The sequence below is a fragment of the Bradyrhizobium sp. SZCCHNR1093 genome (assembly GCF_032381175.1).
GTDB lineage: Bacteria > Pseudomonadota > Alphaproteobacteria > Rhizobiales > Xanthobacteraceae > Bradyrhizobium.
The window spans coordinates 1,076,639-1,096,767 of the sequence record NZ_JAUHJJ010000002.1 but is presented as its reverse complement, the minus strand read 5'-3'; the positions used below and the strand labels follow the sequence as shown (position 1 = coordinate 1,096,767).

The window sequence follows — 20,129 nt, the reverse complement described above, 5'->3', positions numbered from 1 at the left end:
GATCAGATCATTCGCCCTCCGCATCAAGGCGGGGCGCGCAGCGTCGTCTTAACCGCATCACCAATCGATGAATTGTCAAATCATGCTGCAGCGCATATAAAGCTGACAAGGCTAGGGAGTGTCCAAGGAAACGAAAGCGATTGCACGCGATGCAATCGATCATCGTCACAAAAGGACCTCCCGATGACCATCAAGCACATCATTCCCGGCTCTCTTCTTGCCCTCGCGCTGCTGACCGGCGCGGCTGTCGCCGGTGAGCTGCCGAGCTACGAAGTCGGCGCGCTGCCGGCCACCCCGCACCAGCTTTCTGTCGTCGGTGCATCCGCCGCGCAGCAGACCATCGCCGCGGACAGCGCCGCCTCCCCGCACCAGCTCGCCGTGCTCGCCCAGCACCGTCGCAGCGCCGCTCTCGTCGCTCCGACCACCGTGGGCAGCGTTCGCAACTGAGCGACGCGAGCAACCCATCGTCACATAGGCAGCGCGCGTCTCGCTCGGCGAGGCCGCGCTCCCTATCCGAGAAAACGCGTGGCGTCGCGCGTGGTGAAGATCCTGGACATCCGCTCCGCGGACAGCCCAGACGCCCAGCCCGCTGCACCTTTGGGTCTTCGAGGCCAATATCGCCGCTCTCCGCTTTCATACCCCGCTCGGCGGCCGCGTCGTCGAGACCAGTCGCACGGACATTCCGGCCGCCGGCGGCAAGACCATCCTGCGCGTGCATTGGCCTGACATCGCGCAATTGGCCGGATCATCTTCGCGCGCGACAGGGCTTGCAGCCGAGAGCGCTCCATCGATCTATGCATGCCCCCACCGTTGACCGGCATGATCCGGGCGGCCATTTTGCTTGAGCCGTTTGCATGGCGACCCGGTCAGGCCCTGCTCGCACAGGGAATGCCGGAAGCCGCTCGAGGCCGGAGATGCCGCAGTGCCCGATGAGATGTCGCAGCTGGACGAAGCCTCCTTCCATCCGATCGACCGCGCCAAACTGCTGGAGCCTGCGCTCTCCTCCCACCCTCCGCGAATCCTGCTGCTCTACGGATCGCTCCGGCAACGCTCGTTCAGCCGGCTTCTCACCGAGGAAGCGGCGCGCATTCTCGCCCGCTATGGCGCGGAGACACGGACTTTCGATCCGCACGGCTTGCCGCTGGTCGACGACGCCGAGCCGGATCATCCGAAGGTCCGCGAGCTGCGCGACCTCGTGACCTGGTGCGAAGGCATGGTGTGGTGCTCGCCGGAGCGGCACGGCGCGATGACCGGCGTGATGAAGACCCAGATCGACTGGATCCCGCTGTCGCTCGGGGCCGTCAGGCCGACGCAGGGCAAGACATTGGCCGTGATGCAGGTCAGTGGCGGCTCGCAGTCGTTCAACGCGGTCAATCAGCTTCGGGTGCTCGGCCGCTGGATGCGGCTGATCACCATCCCGAACCAGTCATCGGTGCCGAAGGCGTTCGCGGAGTTCGACGACACCGATCGCATGAAGCCGTCGTCCTACTACGATCGCGTCGTTGACGTCATGGAAGAGCTCGTCAAGTTCACACTGCTGACGCGCGACCGGGCGGACTATCTGGTCGACCGCTATTCCGAGCGCAAGGAAAGTGCCGAGGAGCTTTCGAAGCGGGTCAACCAGCGATCGCTCTGAGCCGGCGCCTGCCGTGGAGCGGCTGCCGCCCGTTTACTTCTGGAAAAAATAAATATCTTGCTATTTTACAGAATTCATGATTGTCTAGCGCCATCCCGCCTCACTGCGGAGGGGCGTAGCGCGCGATCGTCACGACACGCGAGGCGGGGAGCGGTGGCCGCGAGAGATCGCAGCATTCTCTTCAATGAGAGTGCGGACGAACGATCGCTCGCGGACGTGAAGTCGCAGCGTCCTGACACCCCGATGCTGGTGTCACGCTCGTGACAATGCTTCGCATTGCATGGGCAATGGTGGCCAACAAGCCCGGCGCACCAGGGAGACTGCGTATAAGCGTGAAGACCGTCGCGCAGGGAATGCCGGTTGAATCGGCTTTGCCTGTGGTACCTGCCGCCTGCATTTTTTCAGCAGGCGGGCCATGGGTGAGGCCTTCACCCGGCATTCCCTGCGCCCTCTGCATTGTCGCGAGGGACGAACTGATTGCAGACCTCGGGCGCGATGCGCCGCGAGAACGCGCCCCCACGTCGATCGCTGTTTGAGCCGTGAATCCGACCAAACCACCGCTGTCGTCCCGCGTCGGACGTGAGGCGCGGGTTTGCTGACAGCGCGCCCCAAACCGCTCCCTGAGGTTATGGGTCCCGGCGTTCGCCGGGACGACAGCGGAGTCTGTAGCTGCCGTAGGGTGGGCAAAGCGGCCGTCCGCAGGGCGGCAGCGTGCCCACCGTCGTGCCGCGAACGCAGAGCCACATGGTGGGCACGGCGCGCGAGAGAGCGTCGTACCAAGCGTAGGTCACGGTGCGCCTTTGCCCACCCTACGCACCGTGCCCCGCGATGTGGAGGCGTGGACTCCTACCCTATTGCAGGCTCAACGCCACAAAGCGCAGCTCGCCGTCGGCGTTGGAGACGAGCAGCAGCACCGACTTCTTGCCGTCCTTCTTGAGCTGGTCGACGCGCTTCTTGATGTCGACGCCCGAGGTCACCGCCTCCTGGGCGACCTCGACGATGACGTCGCCGGCCGACAGCCGCTTCTCGGCGGCATCGGAGGCCTGGTCAACGCCGGTGACGACGACGCCCTTGACGCTGTCCTTGATCTTGTAGCGGGCGCGCAGGTCCTTCGACAACGCGGCGAGATCGAGCCCGAGCGCCTTCTGGGTCACCGGCTTCTCGGCCGGCTCGTCCTTCTTGATCGCCGCCTGCTGCACCTTCTCGGTATCCTCGAGCCGACCGAGCTTGACCTTGAGCGTCTGCTCCTGGCCCTTGCGGATGACGATGACGTCGACCTCCTTGCCGACGGCGGTGTCGGCGACGATGCGCGACAGGTCCTTCGGCTCCTTGATGTCATGGCCGTCGAACTTGACGACGACGTCTCCCGGCTCGATGCCAGCCGGCTTGGCCGGTCCCTTGTCGTCGACGCCGGCGACCAGCGCGCCGCGCGCCGGCTTGATGTTGAGGCTCTCCGCGATCTCGTCGGTGACGCCCTGGATGCGCACGCCGAGCCAGCCGCGGCGCAGCTCGCCGAACTGGCGCAACTGGTCGACGACGCCGGCCACGGTCTTCGATGGCACCGCGAAGCCGATGCCGATCGAGCCGCCCGACGGCGAGATGATCAGCGTGTTGACGCCGATGACCTCGCCCTCGAGGTTGAACAGCGGCCCGCCGGAATTGCCGCGGTTGATGGCGGCGTCGGTCTGGATGTAGCTGTCATAGGGCCCCGACGAGATGTCGCGGTTCTTGGCCGAGACGATGCCGGCGGTGACGGTGCCACCGAGGCTGAACGGGTTGCCGATCGCGACCACCCAATCGCCGAGCCGGAGCTTGTCGGAGTCGCCGAACTTGACGACGGTCAACGGCCGCGGCGGCTTGAACTTGAGCACCGCAAGGTCGGTCTTCTTGTCGACGCCGACCAGCTCGGCCTTGATCTTGGTGCCGTCGTTGAGGATCACATTGATCTCATCGGCATCGGCAATGACGTGGTTGTTGGTGACGACAACGCCCGAGTCGTCGACGATGAAGCCCGAGCCCAGCGAGTTGGTGCGGCGCGGCGAGTTGTCGGCACCGCCCCGGCCGCCCGGACCGCCGCGGCGGTTCTTGAAGAAGTCGTCGAAGAACTCCTCGAACGGCGAGCCCGGCGGCACCTGCGGATTGGCGTTCCGCCCCTCGGACGAGCCGCCCTTGGGCTCGACAGTCTGCGAGGTCGAGATGTTGACGACGGCGTCGATCACCTTTTCGGCGACATCGGCGATCCCCTCCGGCCCCCGCGCCGAGGCCGGGGCCGGCGCGAGCGCCCAGCCCGCGGCAAGAACCGCCGCGGTCAGGATCGGGCGCAGTCGACGGCTGAAAGCAAGGGTTGCGGTCATCGGGCGGATCTCCAGAAAAGTCGGCAAATTCAACCGTTACAGTGCGCCGGAACCGGCGGGGGACGCAAGCACGCCGGATCGGACCGCAGATTCATCATTGAGGGCGACCTAATACGGCAAAATGGCGCAGCCATCGCCTCACAATGGCGTTGGCCGGCCGGCGGACCGTCGTTTGCCGCGGCCGCCCCTCGTTCGGCGAACGCGCAAACGCACAACAATCCGCCGCTCAGATCGGTCGCCGGATCACCCAGATCAGGACCAAACCGGCCACCGCGGAGCCGATGCCGACCGCGCGCAGCACGTTGTCGGGCGTGGTCATCGCAGTCTTCATGGCCCGCCGCATCCACTCCGGACTGGCCGCGAACATCAGGCCTTCGAGCACGAACAGGATACCTAATCCGATGAGGAAATCGGAAAACGCAATGGACCTCATCGGACCCGGACCTCCCGTTCGACCTTCTTGATATGTAACGGGGCGAAGCAACGGCTTCGCCCCGTCCATGTCAACTCCTATTCGCCCGGATCAACCGCCCTGGGCATCAGGCAGGTGCCATCAGGGCTTGGGCGCCGGCACCGCGACGGCCGCGGTCGAGCCGGCGGTGGACGACGTCTCCGCCGCCGGCTTCCCCGAGGGGTTGGCGAAGTAGCGGAAGAACTCCGAATCGGGCCGCAGCAGGAAGCGGGTGTCGCCGGATTTCAGGCCGTTCTCATACGCCGTCATCGAGCGATAGAAGGCGAAGAAGTCGCGGTCCTTGCTGTAGGCCTCGGCGAACAGCCGGTTGCGTTCGGCATCGCCGGCGCCGCGGGTCTGCTCCGCCTGCGAGTTGGCCTCGGCGACGATCACGGTGGCCTCGCGATCGGCCTTGGACCTGATCTCCTGGGCCTTCTGGCCGCCGAACGCCCGGAACTCCTCGGCCTCGCGCTGCCGCTCGGTCTTCATCCGGTTGTACACGGCCTGGCTGTTGGCCTCCGGCAGGTCGGCGCGGCGGATGCGGACGTCCACCACTTGGATGCCATAGGCGTCGGCCTCCTTGTCGAGCTGATCGCGGATCTTGCGCATCAGGCCCTCGCGCTCGTCGCGCACGACTTGCGTGAAGGTGACCTCGCCGAGCACGCGGCGCAACGAGGCGTTGAGCAGCGTGCCGAGCTGGACGTTGGCGGTCTGGATCGAGCCGACGCTCTGGTAGAATTGCAGCGCGTTCTTGATCTTGTAGCGCGCGAAGGCGTCGACGACGAGCCGCTTCTGGTCGAAGGCGATCACTTCCTGCGAGGGGTTCTCGAGGTCGAGGATGCGCTTGTCGATCGAGATCACGTTGTCGATGAACGGCGCCTTGAAGTTCAGGCCAGGCTCGGTGACGACGTCGACCGGCTTGCCGAACCGCACGACCAGCGCCTGCTCGGTCTGCTGCACGGTGAACAGCGAGCTGTAGCCGATGACGACGAGCACGAGCACGGCGACGAGCGCGACGATGCCTGCAACGGGGGACCTCATCGGACGCCTCCCTGCTGAGCGGCCGGTGCCGTACGGCGCGGTAGGAGATCGCCGAGCGGCAGCAGCGGCACGGGGCCGCCGGAGGCACCGCTGTCGAGCACGAGCTTCTCCGAGCCGCCGAGCACGCGCTCCATGGTCTCGAGATAGATCCGTTCGCGGGTCACGTCGGGCGCCTTCTTGTACTCGTCATAGACCTTGAGGAAGCGCGCGCTCTGGCCCTTGGCCTCGGCGATCGCCTGCTCCTTGTAGCCTTCGGCGACCTGCAGGATCTGCGCGGCGCGACCGCGCGCATCCGGCACGACCTTGTTGGCGTAGGTCTGGGCTTCGTTCTGGAGACGCTCGAGGTCGGCACGCGCCGCCTGGACGTCGCGGAACGCCTCGATCACCTGGGCCGGCGGATCGACCTTCTGCATCTGCACCTGGGTGATCTGGATGCCGGAGCCGTAGTTGTCGAGCGTCTTCTGCATCAGCTCCTGCACGTTCTGCTCGATCACGGTGCGGGCGCCGGTGAGAATCGGCTGGATGTTCGACCGGCCGATCACCTCGCGCATCGCGCTCTCGGCCACCGCCTTCACGGTGCCCTCGGGGTTCTGGATGTTGAACAGGAAGTCGGCCGCGCCCTTCGGCTTGATGCGCCAGAGAACGGTGACGTCGACGTCGACGATGTTCTCGTCGCCGGTCAGCATCAGGCTTTCCTCGGGGACATCGCGACCGCCGCGGCCGCGCCGGCCGGGATCGTCATTGGCGGTGATGCCGATCGAGATCGAGTTGACGCGCAGCGCCTTGGGCAGCAGCACGGTCTCGATCGGATAAGGCAGGTGATAGCGCAGGCCCGGCTGCTCATCGCGGACATATTTGCCGAAGCGGAGCACAACGCCGAGCTCCTCGGACTGCACGCGGTAGATGCCGGAGGCGAGCCAGATGATGATGGCGCCGAGCACGATCAGCAGGACGCCGGCGGTGCCGAAGCCGCCACCGGGGATGAACTGCTGCAGCCGGTCCTGGCCGCGCCGCAGAAGATCTTCCAGGTCGGGCGGCCTTGGACCGACCGGTTGCGGTCCCGAGCCCCAGGGCCCCTTCGGACCCTGACCCCACGGGCCTCCGCCCTGATTCTTCCACGCCATCGATCGATCTCCTCCGAGAGGCTGAGTGTGCACCAACGCCGGCCCCGACGGTCGCCGGGTTATAAGGGACGGCTCCGCCCCTTACAACGTAGCGCTCCAGCTAAGCCCGAACCGGGTTTTGTCAATGTAAACAGGGCCGGAAGCGCCGGTTTGCCGCGGCCTCAAATCCGCCACGCGGCCAAACAACGCGACTTCATCATTAACGGACGGTCTTGAACGGCCGTCGCGCCGGTCCCACCGGCAAACGCTCACCGCCGCCGGCGATAGGTGACGTAGGAGAATTCGGCCTGATCGTCAGGCCCCGAGGCATGGCGCTCCCGCGCCACCTCCTCCCATTGGGCCGGGTCGATCGCCGGAAACACGGTATCGCCAAGCGGGCTCGCATGCACCTCGGTGATCTCCAGCCGGTCGGCGATCGGCATCGTCGCAGCAAAGAGCTCGGTGCCTCCGATGACCGCGATCTCCGCGGCTGAACGCCGCAGCGCATCACCACGCGCGATGCCGAGCGCTTCATCGACGGTATGGGTCACGATCGCGCCCGGCGCGCGAAACTCGGCATCGCGGGTGACGACGATGTTGGTGCGGCCCGGCAGCGGCCGGCGCGGAAACGAGATGAAGGTCTTGCGGCCCATCACGATCGGGCGGCCCATGGTCATCGCCTTGAAGCGCTGCATGTCACTCTTCTGCCGCCACGGGATCGCACCGGCGGCGCCGATGATGCCGTTGTCGGCGACTGCGACGATCAGCACGATCTCGATCACGGCGCCCTCTCCGCGAGCTGAGCGAGCGCCTCGCCCATGACCTTGCAGAGCTTCCAGTCGTCCATCAGCTCGGCACCGAGCGACTTGTAGAAGGTGATCGACGGCGCGTTCCAGTCGAGCACCGACCATTGCAGCCGCGCCCAGTTGCGCTCGACACAGGTGCGAGCGAGATGGCCGAGCAGCGCCTGGCCGATGCCGTTGCGGCGGAACGCGGGGCGAACGAACAGGTCCTCGAGATAGATGCCGGGCTTTCCGGCGAAGGTGGAGAAATTGACGAACCAGACCGCAAAGCCCGCGACCTCGCCGTTCCACTCGGCGATGTCGCAGAACAGCGTGGGATGCGCGCAGAACAGCGCCGCGGCGATGTCCGCCTCGCTGGCTGAAACCTCGTGCGAGAGCTTCTCGTAGTCGGCGAGCTCCCGGATCAGCGCGAACACGCTTCCGATGTCGTCAGGCCGGGCGCTGCGGATCGACAGTGGCATGCGTCAGACCGCGACCTCGGCCTTGATATGCGGATGCGGATCGTAGCCGGCGAGCGCGAAGTCCTCGTAGCGGAAGCCGAAGATGTCCTTGACGTCCGGATTGAGCGTCATGGTCGGCAGCGGACGGGGCGCGCGGGTGAGTTGCAGCCGCGCCTGCTCGATGTGGTTGGAATAGAGATGCACGTCGCCGAAGGAGTGCACGAATTCGCCGGGCTTCAATCCCGTCACCTGCGCCACCATCATCGTCAGCAGCGCGTAGGAGGCGATGTTGAAGGGCACGCCGAGGAACACGTCGGCCGAGCGCTGATAGAGCTGGCACGACAATTTGCCGTTCACGACGTAGAACTGGAACAGGCAATGACACGGCGGCAGCGCCATTTTGTCGACGTCGGCTGGATTCCAGGCGGTCACGATCAGCCGGCGCGAATCCGGATTGCGCCTGATCATGTCGATCACGCCTCCGATCTGGTCGATATGGCCGCCGTCCGGCGTCGGCCACGAGCGCCACTGATAGCCGTAGACGGGGCCGAGATCGCCATTGGCATCGGCCCACTCGTCCCAGATGGTGACGCCGTTGTCGTGAAGGTATTTGATGTTGGTGTCGCCCTTCAGGAACCACAGCAGCTCGTGCACGATCGCCTTCAGCGGCAGCCGCTTGGTGGTCACCAGCGGAAAGCCGGCCGCAAGGTTGAAGCGCATCTGATGGCCGAACACCGAGAGCGTGCCGGTGCCGGTGCGGTCATGCTTCTCCGCGCCGTCGGACAGGATGCGTTCGAGCAGGTCGTGATACTGGTGCATGGTGCGCGCTGGCGGCCTTTCGCAGAAGGCGGCGAATTTAACGGCAGGAATCGCCCGGCCCTAGCCTCGACTCGGCCCGGTCACCAATTATACCCCGAAAATTGTCGGCCGCCGCCGCAAATGACAAGGGCGGAACCGCGCGTTCCGCCCTGCCCCTTCCGCCTCGATGGTCGTCTCGCGCTAGCTCGCCGGCTTGAGCACCGCGGTCCACTTGATGATTTCCGCCTTCACCAGCGCCGCCAGCGCTTCCGGCGTGCCGTCCGCAGCACCGGGAATGACGCTATCGAACTCAAGCAGGCGCTTGCGGACGCCCTCGTCGTCGAGCGCCTGGGCAGCGGCGGCGTTGAGCTGGCCCGCGAGGTCAGCCTTCGCTTTCCACGAAAACCTCGTCGCGCTTGCGGCGCAGCGTCGGCAGCACCGCCAGCACCAGCAGCCCCGCGGCAATCGCGAGCAGCACGGCGGACAGCGGCCGCGTCAGGAACACCGACCAGTCGCCGCGCGAGATCAACAGCGCGCGGCGCAGGTTCTCCTCCATCAGCGGCCCCAGCACCATGCCGAGCAGCAGCGGCGCCGGCTCGAAATCATGCTTGATCAGCCAGTAGCCGACGAGGCCGAACGCGCCCGCCAGGACGACGTCGACCGGCGCGTTGTTGACGGAGTAGATCCCGATCGCGCAGAAGATCACGATCGACGGGAACATCAGCCGGTACGGCACGCGCAAGAGCCGCACCCAGATGCCGACCAGCGGCAGGTTGATGATGATCAGCATGAGATTGCCGATCCACATCGAGGCGATCATGCCCCAGACCAGGTCGGGCTGCTTCTGCATCACCTGCGGGCCCGGCACGATGCCGTGGATGGTCATCGCGCCGACCATCAGCGCCATGACCGCATTCGGCGGAATGCCGAGCGTCAGCAGTGGAATGAAGGAGGTCTGGGCCGCCGCATTGTTGGCGCTCTCCGGCGCCGCGACGCCCTCGATCGCACCGCGACCGAACCGCGACGGATCTCGCGCGAGCTTCTTCTCCAGCGTATAGGCCGCGAACGAGGCGATCACCGCACCGCCGCCCGGCAGGATGCCGAGGATCGAGCCGAGCACCGTGCCGCGCAGGATCGCCGGCGTGGAGTCTTTCAGATCCTTCCGGGTCGGCATCAGGCCAGTGATCTTCTTCTGCACGAGGTCGCGGTCCATCTCCGCGCCGGCATCGAGATTGCGGATGATCTCGGCAAAGCCGAACACGCCCATCGCGACGGTGGCAAAGCCCAGGCCGTCGGCGAGCTCGGGAATATTGAAGGCCATGCGCGAGACGCCGGTCTCGATGTCCGAGCCGACCATCGACAGCAGCAGTCCGAGCACGATCATCGCGATCGCCTTCAGCACCGAGCCCTTCGCCAGCACGACTGCGAAGATCAGGCCCAGCACCATCAGCGAGAAATACTCGGCTGGGCCGAACGCCAGCGCGAGCCTGGTCAACGGCGCGCCGAGGATCGCAATCAGCACGGTGGCAACGCAGCCGGCAAAGAATGAGCCGATCGCGGCGATCGCCAGCGCCGGACCGGCACGGCCCTGCTTCGCCATCTGGAAGCCGTCGAGCGCGGTTACCACCGACGTCGCCTCGCCAGGAATGTTGACCAGGATCGACGTCGTCGAGCCGCCATACTGGGCGCCGTAGTAGATGCCGGCCAGCATGATCAGCGCGCCGACCGGCGGCAGGCCGAAGGTGATCGGCAGCAACATCGCGACGGTGGCGATGGTCCCGATGCCCGGGAGAACGCCGACCAGCGTGCCGACCAGCGCGCCGATCAGGCACATCAGCAGATTGATCGGCGACAACGCGACGGCGAAACCGTGGGCGAGATTTGCAAACAGATCCATCACGCCCTCACTGCAAAAGGAAACGCGGCAACAGCGGCATCGGCAACCCCAGCACGTAGGGGAACAGCAGCGCGCAGCCGCCGGTCAGGCAGATGCCGACGATCAGGGCCTCGCGCCAGCGCGTCTCGGGGCTGCCGATCGCCGCGATCAGGAAGCTTGCAAGCCCCGTGACCAATAGTCCGAGCGGGCGAATGGAGACGGCGAAGGTCAGGATCGCGAGCGAGACGAACAGCGGTCCGCGCCAGTGATAGGTCGCAAGCTGCGCGCCTTCACTCACGACGCCGATCACGGCCACGGCAGCTCCGAGCCCCAGCAGCAGCAGACCGAACATCCGCGGCGCAGTTCCGGCACCGAACGAGAAGCCGCGCATGCCCTGCAGATCGCTGGAGGCCCACAGCGCGAACAGCGCGATCGCCATCAGCACGACGCCACCGAAATAGTCCTGCGGCGCGCGTGGACGTGCCATGAATGTGAACACCGCGACCGCGATCAGCGGATAGGTGTAGATGAGAGCCAGCAGAACATCGGAAGACAGCGATGTCTTGCCGCTTGCGGCATATTGCTGCGCCAGGCTCGGGATCGCCATTGACAAGGCCGACGCATGGGCCGCAATGACCTGCAGCGGACCGCGTCCGGATAGTGGCGCCACGAGACCAGCCAAGGCGATCAGCAGTTCGATGATCTGTGGCGCGAAGGCAAGGACCAGAATGATCGATGCGCCGGTCGCGCTGCGGGCGGCCGGCATGCCCGCCGTTTCGCCCGACAATTGGCCCGTGGTCTCGGCCATGCCTCGCCCTCCCCGATCGGCCTTGATGGCCGGCACTGTTTTCGTTCGGCGGCCCGGAGCAAACCGGTCGCGCTTCTATTTTGCCTAGCGACTTTCCCTAGAGAAGGCCAGCAAAACCAAGACAGCCGCCCGCGGCGAGCAGCCAGAGCGGATTGAGTCGCGTCATCGATGCAACGACTGCGGCAAGGACCGTCAGCGTGAACGCCCGCCACGTCTGGTCGGAAGCCTGACCGAGAATCCATGCGCTCGCCGCCATCAAGCCGATCGACAGCGGCACCAGCGTCGCCTGCAGAATGGCGGGCCAGCGCGCATCCCGCGCATTCGAGAGCCAGCGGCTGACAAAATAGGAGAGCACGGCGGTGGGACCGCACATCGCGATCGTCGCGACCGCCGCACCTGCCACGCCTGCGACCGAATAGCCGATCAGGGTGACGATCAGAACGTTGGGCCCGGGCGACAATTGCGAGAGTGCGAACACATCGGCGAACTGTTTGTCGGTCATCCAGTGCCGGACCTCGACTGCAACACGTTGCAGTTCGGGAATCGCCGCAACTGCGCCGCCAACCGCAAACAGCGAGATCAACGCAAAGGTCCAGAACAGTTGGAACAGCGGATTGTCGTCCCCGCTCATCGTGCCCACCGCGTCTTGGCATAGGTGACGGCAAGGCTGAGCGGCACGGCCACCAGCAGAACCTCCTGAAGCGGCAGCCGCACCAGCCCGATCGCCACGAACACGCCGGCCACGAGGACAACGCCCGCCAGGTCGCTCTTCTTGAGGAGCGGCGAGATCATGCGAAGCACCACCGACGCCAACAGGCCCACGGCCACGCAGGACACGCCAGCAAGCCCCCGTCGCCACGTGTCGGCTTGTCCAAAATGACCGTAGATGGCGCCGAGAGAGGTGATCAGCAGCATCGGGGGTCCGAGCAGGCCGACAAAGGCAGCGATTCCGCCCGCGACACCGCGCAACCGCGCGCCGAACACCACGGAGAAATTCACGATGTTGGGTCCAGGCAGGAAATGGCAGAGCGCGAAGGTCGCGTTGAACTCCTCCGCCGTCATCCAGCGATGTTCATCGACGATTGCACGCCTAGCGAACACCAGCACGCCACCGAAGCCCGACAGCGACATTTTCGCGAATGCGAAGAAGAGCGTGCGAAGGCTGGGCGGGTGTTTGGCGATGTCGGCCGCGGGAGGGGCAACCAGCGCAACTTCGGAAGGCATGCCGCACTGTAGGAGGACGAAAACCAGCCTGCCAAGGTCGAACCAGAGGGTTCCCGGCAGCCGCCCACATTTTTGTCGCGTGTCGCGGTGCTTCGGCCCTGTGCATCCGCTGACCGCCGGCCTATATAGGACCTGCCGGCTTGCCGGCTATGGAAATAAATCGCCGTCGAAATAAACCATTCGGACCCGGGGGCGGTACCCGGCGCCTCCACCAAAGCCCACCGACAGATGGGTTTTGGCGGGGGCGAAATAGGATCGACGAGGGCGTAAAGGGCGAGCTTTTTCCCGGTATTGTTCCGCCGTTATCGGGCTACTGCAATAGTTGCCAACGACAACTTTGCTCCGGTTGCTCAGGCTGCGTAACGCAGTTTGAAAGACCACCTTAAAGTCCTAACGGGTTAAGCTCCGTTAGGCGGGGTTCGGAGGCACCTGGCAACAGAAGCCTCCACTTTCAGCTGCCTCCACTTTCACCTGCCCCGCTTTAACCCGTCTCCGCTTCAGGGGCCGTACTGTCTGTCCCCAGTTTTTTGGCGCGGCTTCGGTTCATTCCTTCGTTGACCGGACTTCCGCCAGCTTCTACCCGTTCCCATATCTGGCGATCGACCGGCATGGCTGCTGACCTCAGCGCCGATGCCGGGTACGATGTGATTGACGCGAGTCGGGAATGCTGCTGCCCTGCCGGGCGCGGCGGCCCGAAGCGTCGGGCGCAGCCCCACACGACACAGGACCGATCATGGCGACGGATCATATTCGATACGATGTGCTGGCGCGCGACGCGTTGCGCGGGGTGCTGCGCCGGGTGCTGAGCGACGCTGCCGCCCATGGGCTCCCAGGCGAGCATCATTTCTTCATCACCTTCGTGTCCAAGGCCGAAGGCGTGAAGCTGTCGCCGCGGCTGCTGGCGCAATATCCGGAGGAGATGACAATCATCCTGCAACACCAGTTCTGGGATCTGGTGGTTTCGGAGGATCGGTTCGAAGTCGGCCTGTCGTTCGGCAGCATCCCTGAGCGCCTCGTGGTGCCGTTCCACGCGATCAAGAGCTTCTTCGATCCGTCCGTACAATTCGGACTGCAGTTCGAGCCGTCGGAGGCGATTGCCGAGACGCCGGCCGCGCCGAAACTGCCGGCCGCGCCGGCGCCGTCGGCCGTTGCCGGTCCGTTGCCTGCGACGCCGGCCGAAGCCGGCGACGACAAGCCGCTGCCGCCGGCCACGCCGGGAGAAGGCGCCGAAGTCGTGCGTCTGGACCGTTTCCGCAAGAAGTAGGCGCATTCGCCCCGCGCGGAACGACGGTCGGATCACTAGATTGAAGCATGCTCGAACCGGTCGACGCCGGTTCGCAACCAATCACGGGCATGCTTCATGGCACATTCAGCTAGTTCATCATCGCACGGATCGACGCGCACGGAGACCGACAGCTTCGGCCCGATCGAGGTCGCCGTCGACCGCTATTGGGGCGCGCAGACCGAGCGCAGCCGGCAGAATTTCCGCATCGGCCACGACCGCATGCCAATCGGCATCGTGCGCGCGCTCGCGCTCGTGAAGATGGCCGCGGCGCAGACCAACCGCGAGCTCGGACTGCTCGAGCCGCGCATGGCGGACGCCATCGTCCAAGCGGCGCAGGAGGTCATCGACGGCAAGCTCGACGACCACTTTCCGCTGGTCGTCTGGCAGACCGGCTCGGGCACCCAGAGCAACATGAACCTCAACGAGGTGATCGCCAACCGCGCCAGCGAACTGCTCGGGGGCGAACGCGGGACCAAGAAGCCCGTGCATCCGAACGATCACGTCAACATGAGCCAATCGTCCAACGACTCCTTCCCCACCGCGATGCACATCGCCGCGGCACGGGCGATCTCGGGCCATCTGGTGCCGGCGCTGTCGGAGCTGCTGGCGGCGTTGCGCGCCAAGCAGGACGCGTTCGCGGACATCGTCAAGATCGGCCGCACCCACACCCAGGACGCCACGCCGCTCACGCTCGGCCAGGAGTTCTCCGGCTACGCCGCACAGGTCGAGAGCGCGATCGCAAGAATCGAGACGGCGGCGCGAGAGCTCCTGCCGCTGGCCCAAGGCGGCACCGCCGTGGGCACCGGCCTGAACGCGGATCCGAAATTCGCGAAGCTGTTCGCCAAGCATGTTGCCGACATCACCGGCTGGCCCTTCACCAGCGCCGCCAACAAATTCGAAGCGCTCGCGTCCAACGACGCCTATGTGTACGTACATGGCGCGCTCAACGCGGCGGCCACCGGCCTGTTCAAGATCGCGAACGACATCCGCTTTCTCGGATCGGGCCCCCGCTCGGGATTGGGGGAATTGATCCTGCCGGAGAACGAGCCCGGCTCCTCGATCATGCCGGGCAAGGTGAACCCGACGCAGTGCGAAGCACTCACGATGGTGTGCTGCCAGGTGTTCGGCAATCACACGGCGATCACCATGGCCGGCAGCCAGGGGCATTTCGAACTGAACGTCTACAAGCCATTGCTCGCACATTGCATGATGCAGTCCGTACAATTACTAGGTGATTCAGCGCGTTCATTCAGCGAACATTGCGTGACGGGAATTCGCGCCGACGAGAATCGGATTCGAGAGCTGATGCAGCGCTCGCTGATGCTGGTGACGGCGCTTGCGCCGAAGATCGGCTACGACAATGCGGCCAAGGTCGCCAAATCAGCGCATCAGCACGGCACGACGCTGAAAGAGGAAGCTTTAAGGCTCGGCTTCGTGTCTGAGGACGAATTCGACCGCCTCGTGCAGCCCGAGAAGATGACGCGGCCCGGACGACCCTGACGGTAGCCCCGTAGTACTACGGGGGGTGATGCAATTCTCGCCGTTAACCCCTAAAGGATACTCTCGACTACAAGTTCTGCTGCGTTTGGTGAGTAAACAAATCCCGCTCGCAACGACGCGACTGGCCCTCGAACTATCAGGGAGCGATGACGTGATTGTCTGGAGAACGCCTGGGCTCATCCGCGCAATGCGTATGCTCTCGTCACGACGTTCGATGGCTTAGATGATTGGAGCAAGCATGGGTGATGTCATCAACTTGAAACGTTTCAGAAAGCGCGTGGAGCGCGATGAAGCAGCGAAGGTCGCCGAAAGCAACCGCGCTCGCTTCGGCAGGACGAAGTCCGAACGCGCAAATGACGCGCAACGCGACAAGCGCGCGAACGAATTACTCGATCAACATCGTATCAATGGCGAGGACGCGTGATGAAGTCGCCCGTCGTAAAACGTTCAATCGTGGTTGCTGGCCACAAGACCAGCGTCAGCCTCGAAGAGGCCTTCTGGAACGGCATGAAGGAGATTTCGGGTCTCCGTAACATGACCCTGTCCGAGCTGGTCGGAGAGATCGACAACAATCGCCAGCAGGGCAACCTGTCCTCGGCGATCCGGCTGTTCGTGCTCGACCACTTCAAGAGCCGCGCCGCAGCTTCTTCCGGCCTCGAGCCGAAGGCGGCGGTGGACGCCCGGCACACGGCAGCCGCCGCGGCTCCTTGAGGCAGATCAGACGGCGGTCCGCCCGGCCTGTTTAAAATCGCTCTAAGATGCAGCGGCATTTAACATGCCGCGCTTGACCTCTTGGCACGCGATTGAAAATACAGGCTATGAGCGAAATCTGCGATACAAGGCCGCCTCAGCCGCTCGGTCTTGCCCGGCGAGGCTATACCGGAACAATCCAGCATCTGGCTGCGGGCGGCGCGAGCTCGTCCCTGCCGGACGTCGAATTGGAGAGCCGGCTGATCGAACTGGGCTTCGTCGAGGGCGCCCGGGTCGAAATTCTGCATGAGGGGATCGTCGGGCGCGATCCGATCGCCGTGCGTGTCGACAACATCACCGTCGCGGTCCGCCGGCGCGAGGCCATGGCCGTCATCGTGGCATAGGCCGCGCGGAAAGCGTCGTCATGGAAAGCCCTCTGCTGCATCTGGCCCTGGTGGGTACGCCCAACAGCGGCAAGACCTCGCTGTTCAACGCGCTGACGGGAAGCCGCCAGAAGGTCGCGAACTATCCTGGGGTCACGGTCGAGCGCAAAGAGGGCGCATTCGTCACCCCGCAGGGCCGCCAGGTCTCGCTGGTCGACCTGCCCGGCACCTATTCCTTGCGCGGTCGCAGCCCTGACGAGGAAATCACCAGGGATTTCGTGCTGGGACGTGCCACCGGCGAGGTCCTGCCCGATCTGGTGTTGTGCGTCGCCGACTCCACCAACCTCAGGTTGACGATCCGGCTGCTGCTCGAGCTCAAGAGCACCGGCCGGCCGCTGGCGCTCGTGCTCAACATGTTCGACATCGCCAAGCGGCGCGGCGTCACGGTCGACGTCCCCGCCCTGTCGCTAGCGCTGGGCGTGCCGGTGGTGACGTCGATCGCCGTGCGGAAGGGCGGCACCGACGACCTGCTGCGGCTGACCGACGAGCTCCTCGCCCGGGCGGCCGCGGCCACCGGAGAGCGCGCCAACACCTGGCGTCCTCTCACGGTCCCGGAGCTGCGCGCCACCCAGCGCGAGGCCGACCGTATCATCGCGGAGACGGTCAGCTTGCCCGAGCGGCCCGATACCTGGACTGCCCGGATCGATGCCATCGCGCTGCATCCGGTCGGCGGTCTGCTGATCCTGCTGGCGATCCTGTTCGTGATGTTTCAGGGGGTGTTCGCCTGGGCCCAGCCGCTGATGCAGGTGTTGTCGGCGGCCTTCGATGCGCTCGGCCAGCTCGTTCACGACGAGCTTCCCGAAGGCCTGCTGCAGAGCTTCCTGCAGAACGGCGTGATCTCCGGCGTCGGCAGCGTCATCGTGTTCCTGCCGCAGATCATCATCATCTTCCTGTTCATCCTGCTCTTGGAAGATTTCGGCTACATGGCGCGCGCCGCATTCCTGATGGACCGCATCATGGGCGGCGCCGGGCTGCATGGCCGCGCCTTCATCCCGCTGCTCTCGAGCTTTGCCTGCGCCATTCCCGGCATCATGGCGACGCGCGTGATCGATAACCGCCGCGACCGGCTCACCACGATCCTGATCGCGCCGCTGATGACCTGCTCGGCGCGGATCCCGGTCTATACGCTGATCATCTCGGCCTTCATCCCGCCGACCAAGGTGTGGGGCCTGGTCAACCTGCAGGGCCTGGTGATGTTCGGGCTCTACGCCGCCGGGATCATCAGCGCGCTGCTGGTGTCGTTCCTGGTGAAGTTCTTCCTGATGCGCGACTACCAGCCGGCGCCGTTCATGCTGGAGCTGCCGGACTACAAGATGCCGCGGTTGCGCAGCATCGCGATCGGCGTCTACACCCGCGCCAAGATGTTCTTGCAGCGCGCCGGCACCACGATCTTCGCGATGATGGTGCTGATCTGGTTCCTGGCGTCGTTCCCGCAGCCGCCGGAGGGCGCGACCGAGCCCGCGATCAATTACAGCCTCGCGGCGATGATCGGCCAGGCGATCGCCCCCCTGCTCTCGCCGGTCGGCTTCAACTGGCAGATCGCGGTGGCGCTGGTGCCCGGCATGGCCGCCCGCGAAGTCGCAGTCGCCGCGCTCGGCACCGTCTATGCGATCGAGGGCGGCAAGGAGGCCGCCGAGCAGATCGGACAGGTGCTGGCCAGCAAATGGAGCCTCGCCACGGCGCTGGCGCTGCTCGCCTGGTACATCTTCGCCCCGCAATGCGCCTCGACCCTCGCCGTCATCCGCCGAGAAACCGGCAGCTGGCGCTGGATGGCCGTCACCTTCTTCTACATGTTCGCGCTCGCCTATGCGGCCGCGTTCGCGACCTACCACATTGCGGTCGCGATGGGCGCGGGCTGAGCCCGCGCCCTCCGCGTCAGCGCGCGACGTCGACATGCAGCGCGAAGCCGCGCGCGTCCGGCGCGCCGAGCTCGGGACGAAGCTGCATCGACGGGATCAGATAGTCGCCGTGGTTCTGCCGCCGGTACGGGGTCGGCTGATCCGTGAACAGCGTCCGCATGCGCTCGCGCAGCCGCTCGGCGATCGCGGCAAAGCCGGCATCATCGAGCCGGTTGACCCGGTGCGCCACGAACGCCGGCAGCACGTCGAAGCCGGGATAGAACAGGATGCCGTGGTTGATCGGAAACAGGAGATCGTCGATCGGCCCGTTGATGCCGCGCGCCGAATAATGCTCCTCCCAGCCGCCGGTGGTCACGACCAGCATCGCGCGCTTGCCGGCAAACACACCCTCACCATAGCGGTTGCCCCAGCGCTTGTCGCTGTGCTCGCCGACGCCATAGGTGAAGCCATAGGAATACACCCGGTCGACCCAGCCCTTGAGGATCGCCGGCATCGTGAACCACCACAGCGGAAACTGCAGGACCACCGCGTCGGCCCAGAGCAGCTTGTCCTGCTCGGCCCTGACGTCCTCGGTCAAGGTGTGGGTCTTGAAGGCCTCGCCAGACGCGGTGGCGACGTTGAGAGGCCCGTCCGGCGGCAAGAGCGGGAAGTCGGCGCGGTCGGTGGCCGACTTCCAGCCCATCGCGTAGAGATCTGAGACCCGGATCTCGTGGCCCTGGGCCTTGAGCTCGGCGACGGCGACCTCGCGCAGGGCGCCGTTCAGCGAGCGGGGTTCGGGATGGGCGAAGACGAGCAGCACGTTCATGGCTTGGATCCTTTGCTGGAACAGCCGGAACATAGACGCGCGCCAACTTATCCACTATATGGCATATATCGATAATATTATGCTGTTTTATGGATAAATCAGACATCAGCCTCATCAACATGCGCAGCTTCGTCCGGGTCGCCGAGCGCGGCAACCTGTCGGCCGTGGCGCGCGAGCTCGGGCTGGGCCAGTCCACCATCTCGCGTCACCTTCAGGAATTGGAGGATGCGATCGGCGTGCCGCTGCTCAGCCGCACCACCCGGCGCGTCACCCTGACCGACGAAGGCAGCCGCTACTACACGAACTGCGTCCAGATCCTGCGGCTTATCGAACAGGCCGGCGACGAGGCGCGCGGTGCGCGTGGCGCTGCCAGCGGCATCATCCGGATTTCCTGCACGGCGGCCTTCGGCATCCTGCATGTCGCGCGGCTGGTCTTCGCGTTTCAGGATCTCTATCCGGACATCGCGATCGATCTCAATTTGACCGACGAGCGCATCGACCTCGTGCGGGAGGGTGTCGACATCGCGCTGCGTCTCGCCCCGCTCACCGACAGTTCTCTGAAGCTGCGGTCGCTCGGCCACTCGCACCGGCTGCTGGTCGCTTCTCCCGACTACCTCGCGAGACGCGGCACGCCGCGCACGCCGCAGGAACTGATCGGGCATGACGGCATCCGCATGACCAACGTCGCGGACAGCGAGTCGCTGGTCGTCATGGGACCCGACGGAGAACGCCATGAGGTGCCGTTCAGAGGCTGCTTCCGCACCAATCACGGACTCGCGGTTCGAGAGGCCGTGCTGTCCGGGCGCGGAATCGGCGGGAGCCATGCGTGGCTGGTCGACGACCTCATCGCGGCTGGCAGGCTGACGGTCATCCTGCCCGACCACCGTTTGCCATCGACTCCCCTCAACATGCTGATCGTCCCGGAGCGCGCCGGCATCGCGCGCGTGCGGCTGCTGATCGACTATCTCGCCGAGGAGATCGTCCGCCTGCCCGGCATCCGGCCCGAGCCCTGA

General features: G+C 65.4%; 21 protein-coding genes, 1 other RNA gene and 1 pseudogene. 10 read left to right on the top strand and 13 right to left on the bottom strand.

The genetic code is table 11. The features are described 5' to 3' along the window. The first annotated feature begins 183 nt into the window (after positions 1 to 183). Positions 184 to 447, top strand: coding sequence for a hypothetical protein (locus tag QX070_RS10675; RefSeq protein WP_315736882.1), 264 nt, complete (start codon positions 184 to 186; stop codon positions 445 to 447). Between the two features lie 487 nt (positions 448 to 934). Beyond that, positions 935 to 1,636, top strand: coding sequence for an arsenical resistance protein ArsH (gene arsH / locus QX070_RS10670; RefSeq protein ID WP_315737074.1), 702 nt, complete (start codon positions 935 to 937; stop codon positions 1,634 to 1,636). Between the two features lie 851 nt (positions 1,637 to 2,487). Here the strand turns inward: arsH and QX070_RS10665 are convergent. From QX070_RS10665 to QX070_RS10610, 12 genes and pseudogenes are all read right to left on the bottom strand, one after another. Continuing rightward, positions 2,488 to 3,990: a Do family serine endopeptidase gene (locus QX070_RS10665; RefSeq protein ID WP_315736881.1), complete on the bottom strand. Its 1,503-nt coding sequence runs from the start codon at positions 3,988 to 3,990 to the stop codon at positions 2,488 to 2,490. Between the two features lie 226 nt (positions 3,991 to 4,216). Beyond that, positions 4,217 to 4,423, bottom strand: coding sequence for a DUF2065 domain-containing protein (locus QX070_RS10660; RefSeq protein WP_008960820.1), 207 nt, complete (start codon positions 4,421 to 4,423; stop codon positions 4,217 to 4,219). Between the two features lie 120 nt (positions 4,424 to 4,543). Continuing rightward, positions 4,544 to 5,482, bottom strand: a complete 939-nt coding sequence (hflC, locus tag QX070_RS10655) for a protease modulator HflC (protein WP_315736879.1) — start codon at positions 5,480 to 5,482, stop codon at positions 4,544 to 4,546. After that, positions 5,479 to 6,606 (bottom strand): FtsH protease activity modulator HflK, encoded by a 1,128-nt coding sequence (gene hflK, locus QX070_RS10650; protein WP_315736878.1) that lies wholly within the window; start codon positions 6,604 to 6,606, stop codon positions 5,479 to 5,481. The genes hflC and hflK overlap by 4 nt, the downstream gene beginning before the upstream one ends. 248 nt (positions 6,607 to 6,854) lie before the next feature. Further along, positions 6,855 to 7,367 (bottom strand): dihydrofolate reductase, encoded by a 513-nt coding sequence (locus tag QX070_RS10645; RefSeq protein WP_315736876.1) that lies wholly within the window; start codon positions 7,365 to 7,367, stop codon positions 6,855 to 6,857. Beyond that, entirely contained in the window at positions 7,364 to 7,849 is a 486-nt protein-coding gene (locus tag QX070_RS10640; RefSeq protein ID WP_315736874.1) for a GNAT family N-acetyltransferase, read from the bottom strand. The genes QX070_RS10645 and QX070_RS10640 overlap by 4 nt, the downstream gene beginning before the upstream one ends. Positions 7,850 to 7,852: 3 nt before the next feature. Next, the gene (locus tag QX070_RS10635; RefSeq protein WP_315736873.1) at positions 7,853 to 8,647 is read right to left on the bottom strand and encodes a thymidylate synthase; all 795 of its coding nucleotides are present in this window, start codon (positions 8,645 to 8,647) and stop codon (positions 7,853 to 7,855) included. Between the two features lie 180 nt (positions 8,648 to 8,827). Further along, a pseudogene (locus tag QX070_RS10630) lies at positions 8,828 to 9,007 on the bottom strand (tripartite tricarboxylate transporter substrate binding protein BugD); the annotation flags it as partial. A 1-nt stretch (position 9,008) separates the two neighbouring features. Beyond that, positions 9,009 to 10,523 (bottom strand): tripartite tricarboxylate transporter permease, encoded by a 1,515-nt coding sequence (locus QX070_RS10625; RefSeq protein ID WP_315736871.1) that lies wholly within the window; start codon positions 10,521 to 10,523, stop codon positions 9,009 to 9,011. Between the two features lie 7 nt (positions 10,524 to 10,530). Beyond that, complete coding sequence (locus tag QX070_RS10620; protein ID WP_315736869.1) at positions 10,531 to 11,310, bottom strand: tripartite tricarboxylate transporter TctB family protein; 780 nt, start codon at positions 11,308 to 11,310, stop codon at positions 10,531 to 10,533. Between the two features lie 97 nt (positions 11,311 to 11,407). Beyond that, the gene (locus QX070_RS10615) at positions 11,408 to 11,941 is read right to left on the bottom strand and encodes a chromate transporter (RefSeq protein WP_315736868.1); all 534 of its coding nucleotides are present in this window, start codon (positions 11,939 to 11,941) and stop codon (positions 11,408 to 11,410) included. Continuing rightward, positions 11,938 to 12,534: a chromate transporter gene (locus tag QX070_RS10610; RefSeq protein ID WP_315736866.1), complete on the bottom strand. Its 597-nt coding sequence runs from the start codon at positions 12,532 to 12,534 to the stop codon at positions 11,938 to 11,940. Before QX070_RS10610 ends, QX070_RS10615 begins: the two co-directional genes overlap by 4 nt. Before the next feature lie 95 nt (positions 12,535 to 12,629). On the opposite strand from QX070_RS10610, the gene ssrA reads away from it, so the two are divergent. From ssrA to feoB, 7 genes are all read left to right on the top strand, one after another. Next, positions 12,630 to 12,984, top strand: a transfer-messenger RNA (tmRNA) gene (gene ssrA / locus QX070_RS10605). Positions 12,985 to 13,267: 283 nt separating this feature from the next. Continuing rightward, entirely contained in the window at positions 13,268 to 13,798 is a 531-nt protein-coding gene (locus QX070_RS10600) for an SspB family protein (protein ID WP_315736865.1), read from the top strand. A 96-nt stretch (positions 13,799 to 13,894) separates the two neighbouring features. Further along, on the top strand, positions 13,895 to 15,319 hold the full coding sequence (gene fumC, locus QX070_RS10595; RefSeq protein WP_315736864.1) for a class II fumarate hydratase: 1,425 nt from the start codon (positions 13,895 to 13,897) through the stop codon (positions 15,317 to 15,319). A gap of 238 nt (positions 15,320 to 15,557) precedes the next feature. Beyond that, positions 15,558 to 15,743, top strand: a complete 186-nt coding sequence (locus QX070_RS10590) for a DUF4169 family protein (protein ID WP_315736863.1) — start codon at positions 15,558 to 15,560, stop codon at positions 15,741 to 15,743. Then, entirely contained in the window at positions 15,743 to 16,030 is a 288-nt protein-coding gene (locus QX070_RS10585; protein ID WP_315736862.1) for a ribbon-helix-helix domain-containing protein, read from the top strand. The genes QX070_RS10590 and QX070_RS10585 overlap by 1 nt, the downstream gene beginning before the upstream one ends. 107 nt (positions 16,031 to 16,137) lie before the next feature. Continuing rightward, positions 16,138 to 16,413 (top strand): ferrous iron transport protein A, encoded by a 276-nt coding sequence (locus QX070_RS10580; RefSeq protein WP_315713372.1) that lies wholly within the window; start codon positions 16,138 to 16,140, stop codon positions 16,411 to 16,413. A 20-nt stretch (positions 16,414 to 16,433) separates the two neighbouring features. Then, positions 16,434 to 18,311: a ferrous iron transport protein B gene (gene feoB / locus QX070_RS10575; protein WP_315736861.1), complete on the top strand. Its 1,878-nt coding sequence runs from the start codon at positions 16,434 to 16,436 to the stop codon at positions 18,309 to 18,311. Positions 18,312 to 18,327: 16 nt separating this feature from the next. Here the strand turns inward: feoB and QX070_RS10570 are convergent, their stop codons facing one another. Further along, entirely contained in the window at positions 18,328 to 19,116 is a 789-nt protein-coding gene (locus QX070_RS10570; RefSeq protein WP_315736860.1) for an NAD(P)H-dependent oxidoreductase, read from the bottom strand. Between the two features lie 89 nt (positions 19,117 to 19,205). On the opposite strand from QX070_RS10570, the gene QX070_RS10565 reads away from it, so the two are divergent. Next, positions 19,206 to 20,129 carry a LysR family transcriptional regulator gene (locus QX070_RS10565; protein WP_315736858.1) on the top strand — a complete coding sequence of 308 codons (924 nt, stop codon included), beginning with the start codon at positions 19,206 to 19,208 and terminating at the stop codon, positions 20,127 to 20,129.